19 protein-coding genes and 1 tRNA gene are annotated in these 20,345 nt (G+C 64.4%); 7 read left to right on the top strand and 13 right to left on the bottom strand.

The window, feature by feature from the left end; translation table 11 throughout:
- Positions 1-63: 63 nt before the first annotated feature.
- Together A9K65_RS00465 and A9K65_RS00460 are read right to left on the bottom strand one after the other, a co-directional pair.
- Positions 64-1,593 carry an ABC transporter substrate-binding protein gene (locus tag A9K65_RS00465; RefSeq protein WP_027161803.1) on the bottom strand — a complete coding sequence of 510 codons (1,530 nt, stop codon included), beginning with the start codon at positions 1,591-1,593 and terminating at the stop codon, positions 64-66.
- Between the two features lie 110 nt (positions 1,594-1,703).
- Positions 1,704-3,278, bottom strand: coding sequence for an NAD(P)/FAD-dependent oxidoreductase (locus tag A9K65_RS00460; RefSeq protein WP_064995745.1), 1,575 nt, complete (start codon positions 3,276-3,278; stop codon positions 1,704-1,706).
- A gap of 119 nt (positions 3,279-3,397) precedes the next feature.
- On the opposite strand from A9K65_RS00460, the gene A9K65_RS00455 reads away from it, so the two are divergent.
- The 5 genes from A9K65_RS00455 to A9K65_RS00435 all read left to right on the top strand — a co-directional run bounded on the left by A9K65_RS00455 (position 3,398) and on the right by A9K65_RS00435 (position 10,329).
- Entirely contained in the window at positions 3,398-4,189 is a 792-nt protein-coding gene (locus A9K65_RS00455; protein ID WP_024503404.1) for a cyclase family protein, read from the top strand.
- Between the two features lie 314 nt (positions 4,190-4,503).
- Positions 4,504-6,075 carry an NAD(P)/FAD-dependent oxidoreductase gene (locus A9K65_RS00450; RefSeq protein WP_064995744.1) on the top strand — a complete coding sequence of 524 codons (1,572 nt, stop codon included), beginning with the start codon at positions 4,504-4,506 and terminating at the stop codon, positions 6,073-6,075.
- On the top strand, positions 6,075-6,557 hold the full coding sequence (locus A9K65_RS00445; RefSeq protein WP_064995743.1) for a MarR family transcriptional regulator: 483 nt from the start codon (positions 6,075-6,077) through the stop codon (positions 6,555-6,557). The genes A9K65_RS00450 and A9K65_RS00445 overlap by 1 nt, the downstream gene beginning before the upstream one ends.
- A gap of 45 nt (positions 6,558-6,602) precedes the next feature.
- Positions 6,603-8,756 (top strand): indolepyruvate ferredoxin oxidoreductase subunit alpha, encoded by a 2,154-nt coding sequence (locus A9K65_RS00440; RefSeq protein WP_064995742.1) that lies wholly within the window; start codon positions 6,603-6,605, stop codon positions 8,754-8,756.
- Positions 8,749-10,329: an indolepyruvate oxidoreductase subunit beta family protein gene (locus tag A9K65_RS00435; RefSeq protein ID WP_064995741.1), complete on the top strand. Its 1,581-nt coding sequence runs from the start codon at positions 8,749-8,751 to the stop codon at positions 10,327-10,329. Before A9K65_RS00440 ends, A9K65_RS00435 begins: the two co-directional genes overlap by 8 nt.
- Here A9K65_RS00435 and A9K65_RS35850 read toward each other — a convergent pair whose 3' ends face one another.
- The 9 genes from A9K65_RS35850 to A9K65_RS00395 all read right to left on the bottom strand — a co-directional run bounded on the left by A9K65_RS35850 (position 10,330) and on the right by A9K65_RS00395 (position 15,201).
- Positions 10,330-10,506: a hypothetical protein gene (locus A9K65_RS35850; RefSeq protein WP_245321957.1), complete on the bottom strand. Its 177-nt coding sequence runs from the start codon at positions 10,504-10,506 to the stop codon at positions 10,330-10,332.
- Positions 10,507-10,579: 73 nt separating this feature from the next.
- Entirely contained in the window at positions 10,580-12,064 is a 1,485-nt protein-coding gene (locus A9K65_RS00430; RefSeq protein ID WP_245321955.1) for a sulfatase-like hydrolase/transferase, read from the bottom strand.
- 174 nt (positions 12,065-12,238) lie between these two features.
- The gene (locus tag A9K65_RS00425; RefSeq protein ID WP_024503409.1) at positions 12,239-12,526 is read right to left on the bottom strand and encodes a hypothetical protein; all 288 of its coding nucleotides are present in this window, start codon (positions 12,524-12,526) and stop codon (positions 12,239-12,241) included.
- Between the two features lie 111 nt (positions 12,527-12,637).
- Positions 12,638-13,099: a periplasmic heavy metal sensor gene (locus A9K65_RS00420; protein WP_064995740.1), complete on the bottom strand. Its 462-nt coding sequence runs from the start codon at positions 13,097-13,099 to the stop codon at positions 12,638-12,640.
- Positions 13,096-13,548, bottom strand: coding sequence for a hypothetical protein (locus A9K65_RS00415; protein WP_084016314.1), 453 nt, complete (start codon positions 13,546-13,548; stop codon positions 13,096-13,098). Before A9K65_RS00415 ends, A9K65_RS00420 begins: the two co-directional genes overlap by 4 nt.
- Before the next feature lie 86 nt (positions 13,549-13,634).
- Positions 13,635-14,177 carry an RNA polymerase sigma factor gene (locus A9K65_RS00410; RefSeq protein ID WP_064995738.1) on the bottom strand — a complete coding sequence of 181 codons (543 nt, stop codon included), beginning with the start codon at positions 14,175-14,177 and terminating at the stop codon, positions 13,635-13,637.
- A gap of 45 nt (positions 14,178-14,222) precedes the next feature.
- A complete protein-coding gene (locus A9K65_RS00405; RefSeq protein ID WP_024503413.1) occupies positions 14,223-14,654 on the bottom strand; it encodes an acid-shock protein in 432 nt (143 codons plus the stop codon).
- 151 nt (positions 14,655-14,805) lie between these two features.
- Positions 14,806-14,994, bottom strand: coding sequence for a DUF2158 domain-containing protein (locus A9K65_RS00400; RefSeq protein ID WP_013527958.1), 189 nt, complete (start codon positions 14,992-14,994; stop codon positions 14,806-14,808).
- Positions 14,995-15,125: 131 nt separating this feature from the next.
- Positions 15,126-15,201, bottom strand: a tRNA-Thr gene (locus A9K65_RS00395).
- A 331-nt stretch (positions 15,202-15,532) separates the two neighbouring features.
- Here A9K65_RS00395 and A9K65_RS00390 point away from each other — a divergent pair.
- Entirely contained in the window at positions 15,533-16,672 is a 1,140-nt protein-coding gene (locus A9K65_RS00390; RefSeq protein ID WP_063169966.1) for a hypothetical protein, read from the top strand.
- 20 nt (positions 16,673-16,692) lie between these two features.
- On the opposite strand, the gene A9K65_RS00385 is transcribed toward A9K65_RS00390, so the two are convergent.
- On the bottom strand, positions 16,693-18,294 hold the full coding sequence (locus A9K65_RS00385; RefSeq protein ID WP_024503421.1) for a cisplatin damage response ATP-dependent DNA ligase: 1,602 nt from the start codon (positions 18,292-18,294) through the stop codon (positions 16,693-16,695).
- Between the two features lie 4 nt (positions 18,295-18,298).
- On the bottom strand, positions 18,299-19,309 hold the full coding sequence (locus A9K65_RS00380) for a ligase-associated DNA damage response exonuclease (protein ID WP_064995737.1): 1,011 nt from the start codon (positions 19,307-19,309) through the stop codon (positions 18,299-18,301).
- Positions 19,310-19,415: 106 nt separating this feature from the next.
- Here A9K65_RS00380 and A9K65_RS00375 point away from each other — a divergent pair, with 106 nt between their 5' ends.
- Positions 19,416-20,345, top strand: coding sequence for a methyltransferase domain-containing protein (locus tag A9K65_RS00375; RefSeq protein ID WP_064995736.1), 930 nt, complete (start codon positions 19,416-19,418; stop codon positions 20,343-20,345).

The following is a 20,345-nucleotide window of genomic DNA, read 5'->3' as shown; positions in this document are numbered from 1 at the left end:
GGGGCCTGCGCAAGTTGGGAGAAGGCATGCCGGCTTTGCGACAGCGCGCCTTTCTCGACTCTCTCAGGCCGGGGTCATCAGGGCCGGCAGCAGCGCGCCCGACACATGCTGCACCACATTGACGCCCTTGGCATGGACGATGGGCTGCGCATACTGCATCAGCGGCAGCACATAGGCCTGCTCGGCGATGTATTTGTCGACAGCCTTCCAGCCGGCGATGCGCTTGGCCTCGTCCTTCTCGCCCCACAAGGGGTTGATCATGTCGATCAAATCCTGGCTGTCCCACACCGAATGCGGGCTCGGGCCGTACATGGCAAAGCCGGTCGAGGTGGTCGGATCGCCGATGGCGTTGCCCCAGTTGTAGAAGGCGGCCGGCGCCAGCTTATCGGCGGCGCGCAGTTCGTAGTGCTTTGCGATCTCGTAGACCTCGATCGTCGCCTCGATGCCGACCTTGCGCCACATGCCGACGATCGCCTGGATCATCTCATAGTCCTTGGGCTTGAAGCCCTTGGTCGTCTGGATGGTGAACTTGACCGGCTTTTCCGGCGAATAGCCGGAGGCAGCCAGCAATTCCTTGGCCTTTTCCGGATTGTGCTCGACCTTGATCGACGCGTCGTAGGATGCGTATTCCGGCGTTTCCAGCGTATCGATCGGCTGTCCGTAGCCGCGCAGCAGGCGATCGACCAGCAGCTTCTTGTCGACGGCCATCACGGCGGCCTGACGGACGTTCTTGTCCAGCATCGCCTCGATGTCGTTGAAGAAGATCATGCCGATGTCGGAAACGTTCTTGCACGAGCCGGCCAGCCCGTCCTTGGCGATCAGCCGGTCATACTCCTCGTAGGGGATTTCGAGCGTCACTTGCGAGGAGCCGGATTCGATCTCGGCGACGCGGCTTGCCGCGTCGGCGACGAACTTGATCGTCACATTCTCGAAGGCCGGCTTGCCGCCCCAGTAGTTCGGGTTTGCCTTGAGCCGCAGGAAAGCGTTGCGCTCGAACTTTTCCACCATGTAGGGGCCGGTGCCGATCGGCGCCTTCTCGAAACCTTCGGCGCCGACCTTCTCGTAATAGGCCTTCGGCATGATGTAGCCGGTCAGGAACGACATCCATTTGAAATAGACCGGGTCGAACTGCACGACGTCGCCGGTGATCTTGTTGCCGTCGATCTTGAAGTTGTTGACGTTCTTCCAGACGAACTGGATCGGGTTGCCGGTCTTTTCGTCGCCTGCCCGCTGTAGCGACCAGACGACGTCCTCGGCCGTGAACGGCGAGCCGTCATGCCAGGTCACGCCTTCGCGCACCGTCATCATGATCTTCGTGCGGTCGTCGTTCCAGCCCCATTCGGTGAGCAGGCCCGGCGCGAAGGACAAATCGGGCTTCTGCGGGATGAACTGGTCGAATACCGACTGGTAAAGCCCCTGGATCGTCGGGTTGACGGCCGAAGGTCCGGTGGTCGGATCCCAGGATGGCAGGTTGACATTGTAGGCGATGGTCAGTTCGCCGGCAGCCGCCCTAGCGATCTGCGGCAGGCCGACGGCGGCCACCCCAAGTGCCGCAGCGCTGTATCCGAGCAATTCCCGTCTGTTGATTGTCATGGTCGTTCCCCTTGTTGGTTTTGTTTCTGCGCGGCGTCTTCAGGTCATTGGTTCAGGCTTCTTGGGCAGCAGCGCCTTGCCCCTCGTAGCCTCAAGGAAATCTCCGGCTCCTACCTCCCGCCAAGCTGTTGTGCGAGCATGAAGCCCGACGCCGCACCGGTGCCGGCGCCCGGCCATGTCGCGGCTCCAGTGAGGTGCAGATGCGCCACCGGCGTGTTCCAGCCGGCATAGTTGCGCGCCGGGCGGAATAAAAAGTTCTGCGCCAGATGATGGCTGCCGCAGACCTGGTCGCCACCGACGAGATTCGGGTTCTCACGCTCGAGGTCGATGGGCGAGAAGACGGCGCGGCCGAGAATCTTGTTGCGCAGGCCGGGCGCATAGGTCTCGATGATGTCGAGGACACGCTCGGCGTAGGCTTCCTTCACCTTGTCCCAATGGTCCGGTGCGATCTTGCCGGCGGCATCGCCTGTGATTTCGGCGGGCAGCATGCGCACTTGCACCCACAGCACATGCTTTCCCTGAGGGGCCCGCGACGGGTCGATCGCCGTCGGCTGGCCGACCACCAGCACCGGCTCGTCCGGCAGCATGCCCGCCATCGCCTGCTGATAGGTGCGCGACATGGCGTCGAGCGACGGCGACAGATGCACATAGGCGAACTGCCGAAGCTCCGCTCCGGCACGCCAATCCGGCAAATCGTCCAGCGCCAGGTGGATCATCATCGTGCCTGGCGCGTGGCGGAATTTCTGCATCGCCGTGTCGAAGCCGGCGTCGCCCGAACCATTGGGCAGCAATCTGCCCGTCAGCGCCGTGGGCGCGACGCCGGCAATGACTGCCCTGGTGGCGGTATGCGTCTCGTCCGAAGCAAGCCGTACGCCGGTCGCCCTGCCGGCGGAAACCGTGATCTCGGCGACTTCGGCGCCGGTGACGATCTTGCCGCCGGCGGAGGTCACCATGCCAGAGAGGGCACGGATGATGGTATCGGCGCCGCCCTTGCCCAGCACCATGCCGAAACTCTGGTTGGCCATCGATTCCAGATAGGGGAACACGGCACCGCCGGCGATATCCGGGGCGAAGTCGAGATGCATGCCCCAAGTGGCGAGCGTTGCCCTGATATGCGGCGACTCGAAAGTTTCCTCCAGCCAGGCGCGGGGTGAGGACAGCAGCAGGCGGCCCGTATCGAGCGCTCCGGACATGCCCTTCTTGCGCCACAGGTTCCACGCCGTGCCGGCAAGCGCGCGGGCACTCATCGGCGAACCCAGCAGCCGGAACAGGTGTTCGGCCTCCGCCGGGAAGGCGGCGACCAGCCTGCGCCATGTGGCGGCGTCGGCGGCGGAGAAGGCGGCGATGCGCGCGGCCGTCTTTTCCAGATCGTTGCTGACGCCGAACCAGCGCCCGTCAGGGAATGCGCTGGCGAAACAGTCGGCGACCGGGGCGAACTCCAGCCCCTGCGCTTTCAATTCATTTGCATATTTCCGGTGGAAGGCCGAGCCGGCGAAGAGGCTGAGATTCATCGCGCCGAAATCGTGGCGGAAGCCGGGAAGGGTGAATTCGCGCGTCTGGACGGCGCCGCCGATTGTCGCGCCGCGCTCGAAAACCCCTGTTTTCCAGCCTTTGAGCGCCAAATGCGCGGCGCATGCCAGAATGTTGTGGCCCGCCCCGACAAAGATGGCGTCGAACTCGCTCACGCCCCGTCCCCATTTCCTTTATGCTTAAAGATAATTGCAGATGCATATGTTTTCGTCTAGTAGGATATTAAGGGCCGAGACGAGCCTTGATCATCACACGAAAGAGGGAACTTCAAACCATGGACACGCAAAAACTCCTCGGCGAAGTCGCCGGCCAGCTTCTTTCAGGCGCCATCAAGGTGGTCGACCTGTCGGCGCCGCTCGGCCCGGATACGCCGTTGATCAAGCTGCCGCCGGAACTCGCCGTCGACACGCCGAAGGTCGAGATCCACAACATCTCCCGTTACGACAAGAACGGTCCGTGGTGGGCCTGGAACTGGCTGAAGCTCGGCGAACATTCGGGCACGCATTTCGACGCGCCGCAGCACTGGATCAGCGGCAAGGATTATCCGGACGGCGCCACCGACACCATTCCGGCGCAGAATTTCGTCGGCCCCGTCAATGTCATCGATTGTTCGAAGGAAGCCGCCGCCGACCCCGATTTCCTGCTCACCGTCGACCACATCAAGGCCTGGGAAGCCGAGCACGGTGCGATCAATGCCGGCGAATGGGTGGTGATGCGCACCGACTGGTACAAGCGCAACGGCTCGGAAGCCGAGTTCCTCAATGCCAACGAGACCGGCCCGCACACGCCCGGCCCGACGGCCGAAGCCATCCAGTTCCTGATCAGCAAGGACATCAAGGGCTGGGGCTCGGAGACGATCGGCACCGATGCCGGCAAGGCCGGTGGCATGGAGCCGCCATTCCCGGCGCACACGCTGATGCACAAGGCCAACCGCTACGGTCTCGCCAGCCTCTGCAACCTCGATCAACTGCCGCCGAAGGGCGCCATCCTGATCGCGGCGCCGCTCAAGATCGAGCACGGCACCGGCAGCCCGATCCGCGCGCTGGCGCTGGTGTCGAAGCAATAAAGCGAGGTGGGTCTTCGGGAGAAGATCATGCGAGAAGGCGAAACCGGGTTGATGGCAGGTAGAGGGTGGCAGGCTTTTAACGCTAGCGCCCTACGGCGCCCCCCTCTGTCCTGCCGGACATCTCCCCCTCAAGGGGGGAGATTGGCCTTCACAATGGTTTTCGCCAATCTGCGACGTTGCAGGATTGAGTGGGGCGCCGAAGCTGCCAATCTCCCCCCGAGAGGGGGAGATGGCCGGCAGGCCAGAGGGGGGCGCCGTAGAGCGCAATTCCACGCGATTGAACTCCACTGCCCGCAAGCAAAGAGCAACCGCCAATGACCGCCCCCGATCACATCATCGTCGGCAGCGGCATCAACGCGCTGGTCTGCGCGGCGATGCTCGGTGGCAAAGGGGCGCGTGTGCTCGTCCTGGAGCGCAACGACCGCATTGGCGGTTGCTTGCGCACCGAGGAGATCACCGCACCCGGCTTCATCCATGATGTGATGGCGACGACCTTCGTGCTGTTCATCACCTCGCCGGCCTTTGCGGCACTGGGCGCCGATCTCGCGCGCCACGGGCTGGAGTTCTGCCACACGGGCACGCCGACGGGCGTGCTGCGGCCGGATGGCAGCCATGCCGTGCTCAGCACCGACCGTGCCGCCAACATCGCCGCCCTCAACGCAATCGCGGCAGGCGACGGTGACCGGCACGCGGATGATGTCGGCGGCATCGAACGCAATGCCGGCCTGCTGTTCGGCTTGCTCGGCGGCAGCCTGTGGTCCTACCCGACAGCGAAGCTGCTTGCCGGTGATGGCTGGCGGCGTGGCCCGCGCGGCCTTGCCGCCTTCCTCGGCGAAGCTCTGGTGCCGGCGCGCGGCTGGCTCGACAACACCTACCGGTCCGAAACCATCCGCGCGCTGTGGGCACCCTGGGTACTGCATGCCGGGCTTGGACCCGAGGACGCCTTCTCCGGCCAGATCGCCAAGGTGATCGCCTTCGCACTTGAGGCGGCCGGAGCACCGATCGTCAAGGGTGGGGCAAAAAACCTGCTGGCGGCCTTCGAGGCTTTGATTCGGGAACGCGGCGGCGATATCCGCACCGGCGCCGATGTCGCTTCGATCGTTCAAAACAATGGCCGGGCAACCGGCGTGCGGCTGGCCTCGGGCGAGACAATCAATGCCGACAAGAGCGTCATCTGCTCGGTCACGCCAACGCAGCTCTATGGCAGGCTGCTTGGCACGGATGCACCCAAAGCCGATGTCGAGGCGACGCAAAAGTACCGCTACGGCAAAGGCAATTTCCAGATCCACTACGCCTTGGACAAACCGCCCGCATGGCCGGGCGAAGGCTTGGATAAGGTGGCGTTGCTGCACCTCACGCCCGGCCTGGATGGCGTCTCGAAAGCTTGCAACGAGGCGGCGCGCGGCATGCTGCCGGAGGTGCCGACCATCTGCGTCGGCCAGCCGCACGCGCTCGACCCGTCGCGCTGCCCGGAGGGCAAGGCGATCCTGTGGCTGCAACTGCCAGAGGCGCCTCGCTTTATCAAGGGCGACGCCGCAGGCAAACTGCAGGCGCCGGCCGACGGGCAATGGACCGACGCGTTGCGCGAGGCCTATGCCGATCGCGCCGAAGCGATCCTCGCCAGCCATATCGAAGGCTTCAAGGACAGCGTCATCGCGCGCCGCGCCTATTCGCCGGCCGATCTGGAGGCGATGAACATCAACCTGGTCGGCGGTGACCCCTATGGCGGTTCCTCGACCATCGACCAGTCTTTCCTGTGGCGGCCGTTCAAGACCAGCCGCAATCATCAGACCGGCATCAAGGGTCTCTACCATATCGGCGCCTCGACCCACCCGGGTGCGGGTCTAGGCGGCGGTTCCGGATTTCTCCTGGCGGGGAGGCTGTGATGGAAGAGAAGGTCGCGGAAAAGCGCCAGCGCATTTCGACCCTGGGGCAGATCGGGCTGCAGCAATTCGCGCCCTATCTGATGAACCGCATCATGGGCCGCTACAACGCCACCTTGCGCGACGATTTCCGCAAGCAGGGCCTGACCATCCCGCAGGTCCGCACGCTCGCCGTGCTGTCGGTCACCGACGGTATCACCGTCAACGACCTCTCGGTCTATACGGTCATCGAGCAATCGACCTTGAGCCGGACCCTCGATACGCTGGAGAGCCAGGGTCTGGTGCGACGCGAGCAGGGTGTCACCGACAGCCGAATCCGCCATGTGTTCCTGACCGACGAGGGCCGCGCCGAGTTCACCCGCGCCTGGCCGGCCATGCACGACGCGTTCGAAGCGATGTTCGACGACATCGACGATGCCGAATATTCCGCGCTCATCGCCACGCTTTTGAAGATGCTGAAGAACATTCGCAAGCACGACATCTAGACCTACGCGCCGCCAGCGCTGGCGGTAACGGAAGGGAGAAAAAGAATGGCCGAACGGTCTTTTGCCAGGGAAGTCGAAAAACTCAGGCTCGGTGCCGGCGAGGAGTTTGCCGGCGAAGGCATTCTCGCCATCACCAAGGCGCTGCTGCAATGCGGCGTCGGCTATGTCGGCGGCTATCAGGGCGCGCCAATCAGCCACCTGATGGACGTGCTGGCCGACGCGCAGGACATTCTGGGCGAGCTCGGCGTGCATTTCGAGGCCAGCGCCTCGGAAGCCACTGCCACCGCCATGCTGGCGGCGTCAGTGCATTATCCCATTCGCGGTGCGGCGACCTTCAAGTCGACCGTCGGCACCAATGTTGCCTCCGACGCGCTCGCCAATCTCGCCTCCGGCGGCGTCACCGGCGGCGCGCTGATCATCGTCGGCGAAGACTATGGCGAGGGCTCCTCGATCATGCAGGAGCGCAGCCATGCCTTCGCCATGAAAAGCCAGGTGTGGCTGCTCGACCCGCGACCGAACCTGCCATCGATCGTCAAGGCGGTGGAGGATGGTTTCGAGCTGTCGGAGATTTCCAACACGCCGGTCATGCTGCAGGTGCGCATCCGCTGCTGCCACGTGCATGGCCATTTCATCGCCAAGGACAACAAGCGGCCGCCGATGACGGTCGCCGATGCCCTCGACGCGCCGCGCCGCGACACCGGCCGCATCGTGCTGCCGCCTGCTTCCTTCCTGCATGAGAAGGAGAAGGTGCAGAAACGCTGGCCGGCGGCGGTCGACTTCATCGCCAAGAACAAGATCAACGAGTTCTTCGGCTCGGACCATGGCTCGGTCGGCATCGTCATGCAGGGCGGCATGTACAATTCGGTCATCCGCGCGCTGCAGCGGCTCGGCCTTGCCGACACCTATGGCGACACCGACGTGCCGCTCTATGTGCTCAATGCCGTCTATCCCTTGATCGATGACGAGTTCCTGTCGTTCTGCGAGGGCAAGCAGTCGGTGCTGGTCGTCGAGGAAGGCCAGCCCAACTACATCGAACAGGCCTTTGCTTCGATGCTGCACAAGGCCGGTCGAGGCACCAGGCTGGTCGGCAAGGAGCATCTGCCGATGGCCGGCGAATATACCGGCCAGGTCATGCTCGACGGCATCGGCGCCTTCCTGCGCGCCGAGGCGCCGCATCTTTTGCCGGGCGAGGTGCGCGCGCCCAACAAGGTCGGCGACGGCGTTGATGCCGCTGACCTCATCAATGTCGTGCCGGGCCGTCCGCCGGGCTTCTGCATCGGCTGCCCGGAACGGCCGATCTTTGCCGCGACAAAACTGGTCGAGCAGGAGCTCGGCAAGCATCACATCGCCTCCGACATCGGCTGCCATCTGTTCTCGATCATGCCGCCTTTCGAGCTCGGCGCCACCACCATGGGCTACGGGCTGGGCCCGGCCTCCGCCTCGGCCTTCAATTCGCCTGATGCCAAGCGGCGGTCCATCTCCTTCGTCGGCGACGGCGGCTTCTGGCACAACGGCCTGACCTCCTCAATTGGCAACGCGGTGTTCAACAAGAACGACGGCGTCATCGTCATCGTCGATAATTTTTACTCGGCCGCCACCGGCGGCCAGGACATCCTCTCATCCCGCGCCGGCAACAAGACCAAGTCGACGAAGCATCCGATCACCGAGGCGGTCAAAGGCATGGGCGTCAAATGGCTGCGCCATGTCGACCGCACCTATGACGTGACCAAGATGCAGGACACGCTGCGCGAGGCGCTGACGACGGAGGAGAAGGGGCCGAAAGTCATCGTCGCCTCGTCCGAATGCATGCTCAACCGCCAGCGCCGCGAAAAGCCGCTGGTCGACAACGCGATCAAGGGCGGGACCCGTGTCGTGAAACCGAAGTTCGGCGTCGATGAGGACATCTGCACCGGTGACCATGCCTGCATGCGGCTGTCCGGCTGCCCATCGCTGTCGGTCAAGTCGCTCGACGATCCTTTGCGCGACGATCCGGTCGCGCATATCGACCAGAGTTGCGTCGGTTGCGGCAATTGCGGCGAGGTCGCCGATGCGGCGGTGCTCTGCCCGTCCTTCTATCGCGCCGACGTCGTCCACAATCCAAGCCGCTGGAATCGCTTCCTGGAAGCGGCGCGCCGCGCCACCATCAGCCTGTTGCAGCGTCGCCGCGAAAGCCGGCGCCTGACTTTCGCCGATGCTTGACGCCGTCCCCCCACTTCGCGCCCACGCCAGCGCTCAGGATGGTGAGCGTGTCATCAAGCTCGCCGTGCTGGCGGTCGGCGGCCAGGGCGGCGGCGTGCTCGCCGACTGGATTACCGATGTCGCCGAGCGCAACGGCTATGTCGCGCAGTCGACCTCGGTCGCCGGCGTCGCCCAGCGTACCGGCGCCACCATCTACTATGTGGAGATGGCCCGCGACACCGGCCGGCTGCCGGTCTTTGCGCTGTCGCCCTCGCAGGGCGATGTCGACATACTGATCGCGGCGGAGTTGATGGAAGCCGGCCGTGCCATCATTCGCGGCTTCGTCACGCCCGAGCGCACCACGCTGATCGCCTCGTCGCACCGCATCGCCGCCGTGTCGGAAAAGATCGAACCGGGCGACGGCCGGGCTTCGTCCTCCAAGGTGCATGCAACGGCGGAAGCCGCATCGAAGCGCTTCATCGCTTTCGACATGGAAAAGATCGCCGCCGACAATGGCTCGATGATCTCGGCCAGCCTGCTTGGCGCGCTGGCGGGGTCCGACGCCCTGCCGTTCACGCGCGAGAGCTACGAACAGGCGATCGGTGCCGGCGGCCGGGGCGTCAAGGCCAGCCTCGCCGCCTTCGGTGCCGCGTTTGACCGTGCGCGCGGCACGGCAGCGCCGGCGCCAAAGCCGGCCGAGCCCGCGATTGTCGAATCTGCCCTGGGCGCCGGACAGGTGAGTGGCCCGCGAAACCTGCTGCAAGGCTGGCAGGCCTTGGCTGCCCGCATCGATCTGTTGCCGGTGGCCGTGCGCGACATGGCGCTTCGAGGCTTGAGAAAGGTCGTCGACTATCAGGACATCGCCTATGGGCGCGACTATCTCGACCGGTTGGACAAGGCCGTCGCGCTGGACGGGCCGATTCAGGGCTATGGCTTGTCCATCGCTGCCGCCAAGCATCTGGCCAACGCGCTGTGCTACGACGACATGATCCGCGTCGCCGATCTCAAGACACGCTCGACACGTGACAAACGCGTGCGCCGCGAGGTCGGCGTCAAGGACGGCTCGATCCTGCAGGTGACCGAATATTTCCATCCGCGCATCGAGGAGTTCTGCGGCACGCTGCCGGCGGGTCTGGGCAGCTACATCGAAAGCCGCCCAAAACTCGCCGCCTTTCTCGACCGCCGCATCAACCATGGCCGCCGCATCCGCACCGACAGTTTAGCCGGCTTTGCCGCTCTGTGGTTCATCGGCGGCCTGCGCCGCTGGCGCGGCAACCTGCTGCGCCACCAGGTTGAGATCGCGCATCTCGATCGCTGGTACGCGCTGGCGCTCGACCATGTGCCCCAGGATTACGCACTGGCCGTCGAAATCCTCAACTGCCGCCGGCTGATCAAGGGCTACAGCGACACCCATGTCCGGGCGCAATCGAAATTCGACCGCGTGCTCTCGGCGCTCGACTTGGTCAAGGGCCGCACCGACGCCGCCGACTGGATCCGCCGCCTGCGCGAGATGGCGCTGAAGGACGAGAAGGGCGACATGCTGGATGGTGCGCTGAAGACCGTGGCGACGCTGGGGCCGGATACAATAGGCTGATTAACGGGCTTCCACAGATTGGAGCGGCGCCAGCCCATGCAGCGGCGCCGCTTCCGGGAACAGATGCAGCAGGCCTGAATCGACGCGCCGGCGCAGATGTGCGTCCACTTCGGCCCGATCCTGGCAACCATGGAACCGGCCGCCGCAATGGTCGCGCAGGCGCACGAGATCGGCCATGACAGGCGACATCGGCAGGCCGGCGGCGTCGAGCAGGCTTGCGCTGAGGAAGCCGATGTCGAGCGGCGCCAGGTCAGGTCGGATGGCGCAAAGGATGGTGGAAGGTGGTGAGCGTATAAAAGGTGCGGTAGGCAAGCGAGCCAGGGGTCGCCAAGGCGTCGTCCCCGGCGATCGCGCCGACGAACGGCTTGGTCGCCGACGACTGGTGATCGCCGAATTCGAGCACCACGGCGCCGCGTTCACCGGCATCCGCTTGCCTCTTGTCGAGGAAATCCTGGAAATCGCCGCGCGCTACCGCCATCCGGCGCAGATACTCATTGGCCTGGAAATCGCCCGAGAAAGGCTCGCCCTCGACCTTCAGCCCGGGCTCCATCCGCCCCTCATAGGGTGAGTGCGGAAACATGGTCTGGATTTCGAGGAACAGCGGCCGGCCGTCTTCCCTATGGTGCCTGGCGATGAATGCCTCGGCCGCCTGGTAATAAAAGTTGTCGCGCAGGTGATAGAAGGGCGCGGCGATGTCCTTGATGTCGAGCACGGTCTCGAAACCGATCGATTTCAGGAACGGCCCTTCATTGACGAACGAAAAGTCCATCGGCGTCATCACGACAGTCCGATATCCGCAACGCGCCAGCACCTCCGGCAAGGCTCCGGCGACCTTGTCCTGGAGGGTGATGGTTAGATAGGGGCTTCGCCAGCCGAAATCGGTGGCCGACAGGCCGGTCATCAGCGACAGATTGGTGATCCAGGTGCCGCCGCCAAACGTCTCGACCTGCATCTGGTGCGGCGTGCCGGCCCCCGGTGCGAATCTCTGCAGGAATCCCGCGCCGTTGCCGACCTGCGGAAAATAGCCGGGATCGGACTGGCTTTCGCTGAGCACGAAAAAGACGTCGGGAAGATCAGCCCGGTCGCCGCAATCGACCGTGTCGGCAAAAGGCGGCTGCGGCGCCACGGCTTGCAGCCGCTTTTCGAAGCCCGATTCTACAACGAGGTTGTGCAAATCCAGCAGCGAGACGAAGAAGGCCGACATGTGCCGGCCCTGCATGTAGTAGAAATAGCGGTCCTTCGAGGCCTCGGCCGGAAAGGTCAGCGGCACCAGAACGACGAGCGCCGCCATGACCAGGACGCGTGCCGACACCGGCCAGCCAATTTTCCGATCGATCCGGAACAGAAGCACCGCCGCCCCGATGCCGAGCCCTAGGGCAATGACGACCGGCGCGATCAGATGGAGGTAGGAGCCGAGCAGGAAACGATACACTTCCGGGTCCCTCGACACGAAGACCGTGTCGTAGAAGTGCAGCGAAAATCCTTTCAGCCGGAACTTGATCGCCGAAACCACGGTGACGAAGGCAATGCCCATCCAGGCGAGGTAGACGGAAAAGGCAAGGCGCCCCGAAGCCAGGAACAGAAGTCCGGCAAGGGCAGCCACCAGCGCCAGCGAGAACGGCACCGACAGCCATTCGTGCTCGGCCCGTCCGGCGGCGAAGACGCCTGCAAGGCTGACCACGGCCAGCGTCAGCGGATGGCAGAGCACCCGTCCAAGACCTTGAAGCTGAACCACAGATTTTCCCACGAAGATGCCTGAGCATAGTTTCGGGAAATTCTTCGATTATTTGCGGGCTAAGAACAAATGTATAGTGGATTTAACCTTAACTCGGCTGGTCGGGATTGTCCGGTGCGCGCCAGCGCTCGCGCGGGGCCGCCCCGAAAGGTGCCTGGCCCCGCGGTGCTTTGATCAGTAATGGTGCCAGTGGCGCCAGTGATGATGCGGATGCCAGACGTAGGCCGGACCGTGCCAGTAGTGGTAGCGCGGGCGCACGACGACGACGCCGTTCGGCACGCAGCGGCCCCATCTGTTAGGGTGCCAGCCGATGCCGCAGCCCCAGCGGACATGCTCGACCAGTGCCGGGGTGGCTGGCTTGGCAACGGACACGATGGGCATTGCGCTGGACGCGGAGGCTGTCACGACAGTTCCACCGATGGCCAGGATAGCGGTTGCTGCATAGTTTTTCAGGCGACTCATAATTGGACTCCGAGTGCTTTCGACGATGAAGATGGCCGTCCTGTATGGTGCACAGGGCAGGCTTGTCCCTTCGCATCGTTAAACGGCGTCTCCGGCCTTTTCCGTCGGTCGTCATGGCGATTTTTTTGGCGTAACGGTGGCGCGGCGTTCCATATGGCGCAGCAACGCCTGTGCCAGCACGCTCCGGTTTTCAGGCGATGTGCTCGCCGCGAAGTCGACAATGGCCTGTTCAAGCCGGGTGCGCACCGTCACATCGGCATTGCGTGCCCGTTCCAGGGCGGCGGACAAGGCGGCCTTGTCCATGACAGGCTGCTGCAACAGGTCCGCTGCCTCCTGCCTCGCCTGCTGGCCATCGAGAATGATCTGCCGGGACTCCACGCGAACCTGGCGCAGCGCCAGGCGGAACGCCTTGCGGTCTTGGTCGGGAAGTTGTCGGCCGGCCGATTCCAGCGAGACACCCGCGCCCGCTTTGGCATTTCTCAGCCAGACCGCGCCGCCGACGAATGCGCCCGCAAGAAAGACGTTCAGCACCACGGAAGCAATGACCAGACCACGGATCCAGCGCGGGCTCATAGGTTTTCCTCACCGTTCTCGGCATCCGGGCCGGCATCGCCAAACGCCGTTACATCGGCATCGAGCACATAGTGGTCCGGCTGGACCTCCGGCGTGACGATGGTCACCAGGGCCAGTCCTGCCACGGCACCGGCCAGACCAATGCCGGCAAGTCCAAGTCCCAGCCACCAGAACCACTGACGCCGGCGCTGGACGAGGTGCCGGCCGGCAGCCTGCAGAATGCTGCTGTGCAGTGCCTTGTCCGGGGCGTCGACGCGGTAGCTGTCGAGCAGCGCGTCAAGTGTCCCGGCCTGCCTCAAGATGGCCTCGCCCGCGTCGCTTGCGGCAAAGACCGTGCCGGCCATTCGCTCGGCCTCGGGCCATCGCCGCAAGTCGCCGCCATAGGCCTGCGCCAAGGCGGCAAAGCGCCTGGCATCCATTGCGGGTTCGTTCCTGGACCCTTCAGCCATGTGTCTCCCCCTTGCCCGTCGGCGCCGAGCGCCAGGCGGCACCAGCAAGGCGCAATGGCCGTGCTGCGTTGCTGCTTGCCCGGCGTTTACTCATCGGCGCCATCCTCCGCCAGGATCGCTTGCAGCGACCGCCGGCCGCGCGCGAGCAGGCTTTCCAGGGCATCGACGCTGATCTGCAGTGTCGCTGCCGCCTCGATATTGGACATCTCCTGATAGTAGACCAGAACGATCGCTTCGCGCTGGCGCGGCGCTATGGCTTGCAGCGCCCGTTCGACCCGATGGGCTTCTTCCTCGGAATGAGCATCGGGAAGCGGCGCAGGATCGGCGACGTCCGGCAGGTCGCCGGTCACCCACTCGCGCCTGCGACGCAGCCGGTCGTAGCAAAGGTTGAGCGTCACCCGGCGGATCCAGCTGTCGAAGCGCGCATTGCCGCGCCGCCAGCTCGCGGCATGGCGCCAGATCCGCACGAAGGTTTCCTGCGCGACATCCTCGGCCTCCGCCGCATCGCCGAGCATGCGCATGGCAAGCGCCAGGATACGCGGCAGCTTGCGCGCGACGAGCGTTTGCACGGCTGCCGGCTCGCCGGCGCCGACACGGCGAACCAGCTCCTCGTCCGGATCCGCAGCCATCAGTCGGCGCACTCCCGATGTTCATCGCGCGTCATTGCCTCTTGGTCATTGCTCTTGCTTGGGAGCGGTTTTGTGGCCCGGCAGTTCGTCGGCTGTCAGAATGCCATCGGCATTCTTGTCCAGCCGGGCGAAGCGCTTGGCGAAGAACGCATCGAGTTCGGCGCGATCGATGAAGCCGTCATGGTTGGAATCGATCCGCGCGAAGGATCTGGCGGCGTCGCCCTTGACGTTGCGCTTCGCCTGAAAGGCCTCCCATTCCAGCAGGCTGATCTTGCCGTCGCCATCCGTGTCGGCCGCCATGATCGCCTTTTCGCGCCGCTTCTGGAATTTGGCCAGCGTGATGTCGGACCTGCTCCCCGACGCGCCTGGCGCGGCAAGTGGCGCGGCGGTCTGCGGTGCAGGCGGGGTGGTTGCCTGGGCAAGAGCCGCAACCGTCTGCAAACTCAAAGCAACGACTAATATCGAACGGCTGATCATGTTGTGCGTCTCCAGCTTGGCGCGACGCAGACGGCTTGTGCCGCCATCGCGCTTCAACCGTTAAACGCCGCGACCCGGAAAATCCGTCGGTCGCGCGTGCTGATCCGTTCGTGCGCGGGTGCGCATCCCGTCGATCGGGATGGAAGGAGCTCTAGTCCGACTGGTCGGCCGCAATCAGTTGTTCGGGCTTGAACCCGGCATGCTGCGGGGTCCACACCTCGCCCTCGCGATTGAACCAGTGGCACAGATACATGCCCGAGGCTGCGCCATCGCTGACCGTCATCCTGGGGCCTCCGGATTTCAGCTTGACCACGTCTCCGGTCTTGAAATTGTTGGGCATTTTTTGACCTCCCATGCTGAGGCCATGAGTTTCACACCAAACCGGGGTCTCGACAATGGCAGATCTGCCAGGCCGGCGCCGCAATCCTTTGCACCAGATGCGAAGGGGTAGACGACAAAAAGGAGGAGAAATGGTGCCGCTTGCGTGACTCGAACACGCGACCCCCGCATTACGAATGCGGTGCTCTACCAACTGAGCTAAAGCGGCCCGGGAAGCCAACGCCTCCAAGATGCGGCGGTGATAGACGCAACCGGGCGCGAATTCAAGATGCGACTTGGCAATTCCTGCGACGGCGTCATGGCACTCTCGTAAGCCGGCCGCCGCCTTGTCCGCCAATCAATCGCCAAGGGGATGCGGCGCACGGTACGTGCGCTCCCCGCGCGTGAAAATCGGTGAAACATGCTGATTTTGTTGCCGGAACAGCGCCGGAATGGACTTTGCATACCTCTGCGAGGCAGAATGCGCCGCTCGCCCGTTGATTGATTGGTCGCCTGCGGCTAACGATCACGGCAAGGTTGGCAAAGACAGAGGGACCCGCTTGGACGCGATCGAAAAAGCGATCCGGAACGCCTTGGAGAAAGGCAATGCCGAGGACCGCGCGTTCCGCGAGAGGGTCTATCGCTCGGCTTTTGCCGCGCTTGATCGCGCGCTCCAGGCCAATCCCGGTGTGACCGTTGAGGTCGCCATCAAGCGCCGCAAGGCAATCCAGGCGAAAATCACCGAAATCGAATCCGAGTTCCTGCCGGCGGTGCCGGATGTCGGCCCGCAGGGCGATGCACCGGCGGTCGAACTCGGAGCGGACTCGGCGCCCGCGGTCGAAACCGGCCGACAGGCATCATCCCCCGATGTCGTCGTCGACGGCCCCGTGCAATCCGCTGCCGATGCGCCGCGCTCGCGCGTCCTGCCCGTCGTTCCCGACATCATGCCGGACGCCACGCTTCCCGATGCTCCGGCCATCGACATGTCGGTTCCGGCCTCGGCCGGTGCGACCACGGAAGTGGCGCCCGACCGCGATGAACGACGCATAAGAGGGCGTCGCCTGCCGCTGACCGCCATCTTCCTGACCGTGACACTGCTGGCAGCAGTTGGCATCGGCCTGTTCTTCGCCGTGCAGACCGGCGTGTTCAAGACGTCGGCCCAACTCGACACCGCACCACCTGAAGCGCCGCCGACCGTCGAGGACGACGATTTCACACCGGCCGACGGCGGTCCGGCAAAACCCGGCGCCGCCGACCAGTCGCGCGACTGGATCAATGTGTTTTCGCCGGCCGATGCATCGCATGTCAGTGCGCCATCGGACGCCAGGGCCGAGGTGATGAAGGACGATACCGGTTCGTTCCTGCGCATCCGTTCCGGCGCGTCCGGTTCGGCGATCAGCTTCGACGTCGGACAAGGCGTGCTGGAGAAACTGGCCGGCAAACATGCCGTGTTCGACATCATTGCCCGCTCCGAAGAAGGCAAGGAGACGCAGATTTCGGTCGACTGCAATTTCGGCGAACTCGGCGACTGCGGCCGCAAGCGCTATGCGGTCGGCCAGCAGCAGAACGAATATCTGTTCGACGTGCAGTTTCCCGACAAGCATCCGGGCTCGGCCGGCACCATTGCCATCAATTCCGACTTCGACAAGCAGGGCAAGGCCGCCGACATCTACGAAATCCGCGTTTCGATCGAGCCGTAGCGAACCCTGCACGCGCGAAATTAGCGGTCGAGCAGCGCCTGCAGCGTTTCGATGCGGTCGGCCTCGTTGGCCGGCTTGTCCCAGCGCAATCGCGAAATGCGGGGAAAGCGCATGGCGACGCCGGATTTGTGCCGGGTCGAGCGGTTCAGTCCTTCGAAGGCGACTTCCAGCACCAGGCCGTTGTCGCGGTCGGCCCGCACCGAGCGCACCGGCCCGAAACGCTCGATCGTGTTGTCGCGGACATATTTGTCGATCTGCTTCAGTTCCTCGTCGGTGAAGCCGAAATAGGCCTTGCCGACCGGTACCAGTTCCTCTTCGCCTTCGGCACCTGTCCAGACACCGAACGTATAGTCGGAATAGAAGCTCGACCGCTTGCCGTGGCCGCGCTGCGCATACATCAGCACCGCGTCCACTGTGTGCGGATCGCGTTTCCACTTGAACCACGGACCTTTCGGCCGGCCGGCGACATAGGCTGAGTCCCAGCGCTTCAGCATGACGCCTTCGATGATCGGATGCGGCGGCGCCCGGCGCAGTTCCTCCAGCGTTTGCCAGTCCGTGAAGTCGACGAATGGCGACAGATCGAAACGGCTCGGGTCGAGTGTCGCGACAAAGCTTTCCAGCCGGCCGCGCCGTTCGCGAAACGGCAGCGCGCGCAAATCCTCGCCGCCGACCTGGAGCAGATCGTAGCAGCGCATGAAGGCCGGGTATTGCTGCTGCATCTTCGGTGCCACCGTCTTGCGATTCAGCCGTTGCTGCAGATCGGAGAAGGTTCCCGTCGCCTCCCGGGGATCGCCGACAAGCAGTTCGCCGTCCAGCGTTGCGGAAAAATGCATGGCCTCGGCGAGGTCCGGAAAGGCGCCCGAAACGTCATCGCCGGTGCGCGAATAGAGCCGGCGGATGCCGCCCTCCGCCACCGCCTGGACACGGATGCCGTCCCATTTCCATTCGGCGGCATAATCCGCCGGATCGAGCTTTTCGAGATCGCCGTCGCCGACCGGGTTCGACAGCATCACCGGGCGAAACAATGCCAACGCCGTGTTCCTGGGCTTTTCGGCCTTGCCTTCCAGCCAGGCGAACAACGCTGTGTAAGGCGGTGACAGCCCGTGCCAGAGCTCCTCGATCTCCGCGACCTCGACCTTGCCGAAATCCGCCAGCGCCTGTTTGGCCAGACGCGCCGACACGCCGATGCGCAGGCCGCCGGTGACCAGCTTGATGATGGCAAAGCGTGCCGAGATGCCGGCGCTGTCGAGCAGCCCTGCCAGCACCTTCGGTCCGTCGGAGCGGCTTGCCGCCTGCAGCTTGGCGACGACCTCGCCAAGCGTCGGCTCGCGGTTCGGGATGTTTCCGGGCGTTTGCGGCCAGACCAGCGACACCGTTTCGGCGAGATCGCCGACATAGTCGTAGGAATAGCCGAACAGCACCGGATCCATGCGTTCGGTGACGAGCATGCGCAGCATCGCCGGCTTGACCGCGGCGATGTGGAGATCGCCCGTGATGGCAGCCAGCGCCAGGCCGCGATCGGGATCCTCGACGCTGCGGAAATAGTCGGTCAGCAAGGTCAGCTTGCCGTTGCGCGACGGCGTCAGCACCAGACGGTCGAGAAGTTCGGCGAAGCGGTTCATGGCTTCAATCGCCCTCGTCCTCGTAGCCCACCAGGTGCAGCGGCCGCGCCGCGATGCCTTTGAGCTCGCACCAGCGGACCAGCGCCTCCTCGCGGCCATGCGTCACCCAGACCTCTTCGGCTCCGGTCTCCTTGATGGTGGCGGTCAGCTCATCCCAGTCGGCATGGTCCGAGATGATCAGCGGCAGTTCGACGCCGCCCTGCTTGGCGCGCTGGCGGATGCGCATCCAGCCTGACGCAAAGCACGAGATCGGATCGGGAAACCGCCGCGCCCAGCGATCCGCGAAGGCCGAAGGCGGGCCGACGACGATGGCGCCGGCAAAATCATCCTTGCCCCCGCTTTCCACGGTTGCCGGCTCCAAGGTGCCCAGATCGACGCCTTGGCTCTGATAATATTCGCTGAGCTTGGCCAGCGCGCCATGGATGTAGAGCGGCCTGTCGTAGCCGGCGTCGCGCAACAGCCGCATCACCCGTTGCGCCTTGCCCAGCGCATAGGCGCCGACCAGATGCGAGCGTTCGGGGAACTGCGCGGCCGATTTCAGCAGGCGGGCGATTTCTTCGGTGTCCGGGGGATGGCGAAACACCGGCAGGCCGAACGTCGCTTCGGTGATGAACACATCGCACGGGATCGGCTCGAATGGCGCGCAGGTCGCGTCCCTCTGCCGCTTGTAGTCGCCGGAAGCGACGATGCGCGTGCCCTGATGCTCGACCGCTATCTGCGCCGAGCCCAGCACATGGCCGGCCGGATGGAAGCTGACGCTGACGCCATCGAGGGCAATCGTCTCGCCGAGCCTTGCCGCTTGTGTTGTTCCAGCGAAATCCTCACCGTAGCGCAGCCCCATAATGTCGAGCGTCTGCTGCGTCGCCAGCACCGAGCGGTGGCCGGAACGCGCGTGGTCGGAATGGCCATGCGTGATCAGTGCCCGGTTGACCGGCCGCACCGGGTCGATGAAGAAATCGCCCGGCGGGCAATAGAGGCCCTCGGGCCGGGGGTGAAGCAGAACACTGGTGCGCATGGTCTCCAAGATAGGATATAATTCCGCGGCGGGAAGCCTGTTGTAAGTCACTGCTGACTCCCGCATAGAGCACCGCCGGCTCGATCCGCCGGCAGGACCCGCCGCCATGAAACCGCTTCAGGCCTCGTCAGGCGACTTGAACGCCGATCGCCGCGCCGACTATGCCGAGATGCTGCACGCTGATGGCGATCATGCGGCGGCGGCGGAATTGCTGCTCGGTGCGCTGGAAATAACGCCGCAATGGGCGATGGGCTGGTTTCGCCTCGGCGAGATGCAGCAGGCGGCGGGCGCGGCGGATCTGGCCGCACAGGCGTGGACGATGTCGTTGCAACTCGATCCATCGGATCGTCAAGGCGCTGCACTGAACCTGCAATTGATCGGCAAGGCGCCGGCGGTCGATGCGCTCCCCAGCGCCTTCGTCGAGACCTTGTTCGACCATTATGCCGAGAGCTTCGACGAGTCCCTGGTCGGCAGGCTGGGTTACCGCCTGCCTGGGATGCTCGACCAGGCTATTCGAACGGCAAGGCCGGGCCGCTTCGCGCTGGCGCTCGATCTCGGCTGCGGCACAGGCCTGATGGGGCAGAGGCTGCGGCCGATCGTCGACCGGCTGGAGGGGTATGACATTTCGGCCAAAATGCTGAGAAAGGCGCGGGCCAAGGGCGTCTACGATTTCCTCGATAAGGCCGATCTGCGGGATTTTCCCTATGCCGGTCCGAAAGCCGATCTGGTGACGGTGGCAGATGTTTTCATCTATGTCGGTGCGCTGGGCGGCGTGGTGAAGACGATTGCCGGCCTGCTGGCCACGGATGGCCTGTTCGCGTTTTCCGTCGAGACGCTGGCTGGCGATGGCGATTTTGCGCTGCTGCCGTCACGCCGCTATGCGCATGCGCAACGCTATGTGCTCGCCGTGCTGGCCGCCAACGGGCTTTCGGTCCTGTCACTGGAACCAACCGCGATCCGGCAGGATCGCGGGGAACACGTCAACGGGTTGGTCGTTGTGGCCAGGGCTCCGAACTCAGCTGAACAAAGGACCTGA

This window comes from Mesorhizobium sp. WSM1497 (genome assembly GCF_001672455.2).
In the GTDB taxonomy this organism is placed as follows: domain Bacteria; phylum Pseudomonadota; class Alphaproteobacteria; order Rhizobiales; family Rhizobiaceae; genus Mesorhizobium; species Mesorhizobium ciceri.
This window is presented reverse-complemented; position numbering and strand designations above follow the sequence as displayed.

What these genes read in the sequence shown, in the direction of transcription:
- A9K65_RS00375 (WP_064995736.1), top strand. Translation starts at nt 19,416, where the DNA reads ATGAAACCGCTTCAGGCCTCGTCAGGCGACTTGAACGCCGATCGCCGC.
- A9K65_RS00400 (WP_013527958.1), bottom strand. Translation starts at nt 14,994, where the DNA reads ATGCCCAACAATTTCAAGACCGGAGACGTGGTCAAGCTGAAATCCGGA.
- A9K65_RS00465 (WP_027161803.1), bottom strand. Translation starts at nt 1,593, where the DNA reads ATGACAATCAACAGACGGGAATTGCTCGGATACAGCGCTGCGGCACTT.
- A9K65_RS35850 (WP_245321957.1), bottom strand. Translation starts at nt 10,506, where the DNA reads ATGGCCGATCTCGTGCGCCTGCGCGACCATTGCGGCGGCCGGTTCCAT.
- A9K65_RS00435 (WP_064995741.1), top strand. Translation starts at nt 8,749, where the DNA reads ATGCTTGACGCCGTCCCCCCACTTCGCGCCCACGCCAGCGCTCAGGAT.
- A9K65_RS00425 (WP_024503409.1), bottom strand. Translation starts at nt 12,526, where the DNA reads ATGAGTCGCCTGAAAAACTATGCAGCAACCGCTATCCTGGCCATCGGT.
- A9K65_RS00440 (WP_064995742.1), top strand. Translation starts at nt 6,603, where the DNA reads ATGGCCGAACGGTCTTTTGCCAGGGAAGTCGAAAAACTCAGGCTCGGT.
- A9K65_RS00380 (WP_064995737.1), bottom strand. Translation starts at nt 19,309, where the DNA reads ATGCGCACCAGTGTTCTGCTTCACCCCCGGCCCGAGGGCCTCTATTGC.
- A9K65_RS00445 (WP_064995743.1), top strand. Translation starts at nt 6,075, where the DNA reads ATGGAAGAGAAGGTCGCGGAAAAGCGCCAGCGCATTTCGACCCTGGGG.
- A9K65_RS00415 (WP_084016314.1), bottom strand. Translation starts at nt 13,548, where the DNA reads ATGGCTGAAGGGTCCAGGAACGAACCCGCAATGGATGCCAGGCGCTTT.
- A9K65_RS00405 (WP_024503413.1), bottom strand. Translation starts at nt 14,654, where the DNA reads ATGATCAGCCGTTCGATATTAGTCGTTGCTTTGAGTTTGCAGACGGTT.
- A9K65_RS00450 (WP_064995744.1), top strand. Translation starts at nt 4,504, where the DNA reads ATGACCGCCCCCGATCACATCATCGTCGGCAGCGGCATCAACGCGCTG.
- A9K65_RS00420 (WP_064995740.1), bottom strand. Translation starts at nt 13,099, where the DNA reads ATGAGCCCGCGCTGGATCCGTGGTCTGGTCATTGCTTCCGTGGTGCTG.
- A9K65_RS00385 (WP_024503421.1), bottom strand. Translation starts at nt 18,294, where the DNA reads ATGAACCGCTTCGCCGAACTTCTCGACCGTCTGGTGCTGACGCCGTCG.
- A9K65_RS00455 (WP_024503404.1), top strand. Translation starts at nt 3,398, where the DNA reads ATGGACACGCAAAAACTCCTCGGCGAAGTCGCCGGCCAGCTTCTTTCA.
- A9K65_RS00410 (WP_064995738.1), bottom strand. Translation starts at nt 14,177, where the DNA reads ATGGCTGCGGATCCGGACGAGGAGCTGGTTCGCCGTGTCGGCGCCGGC.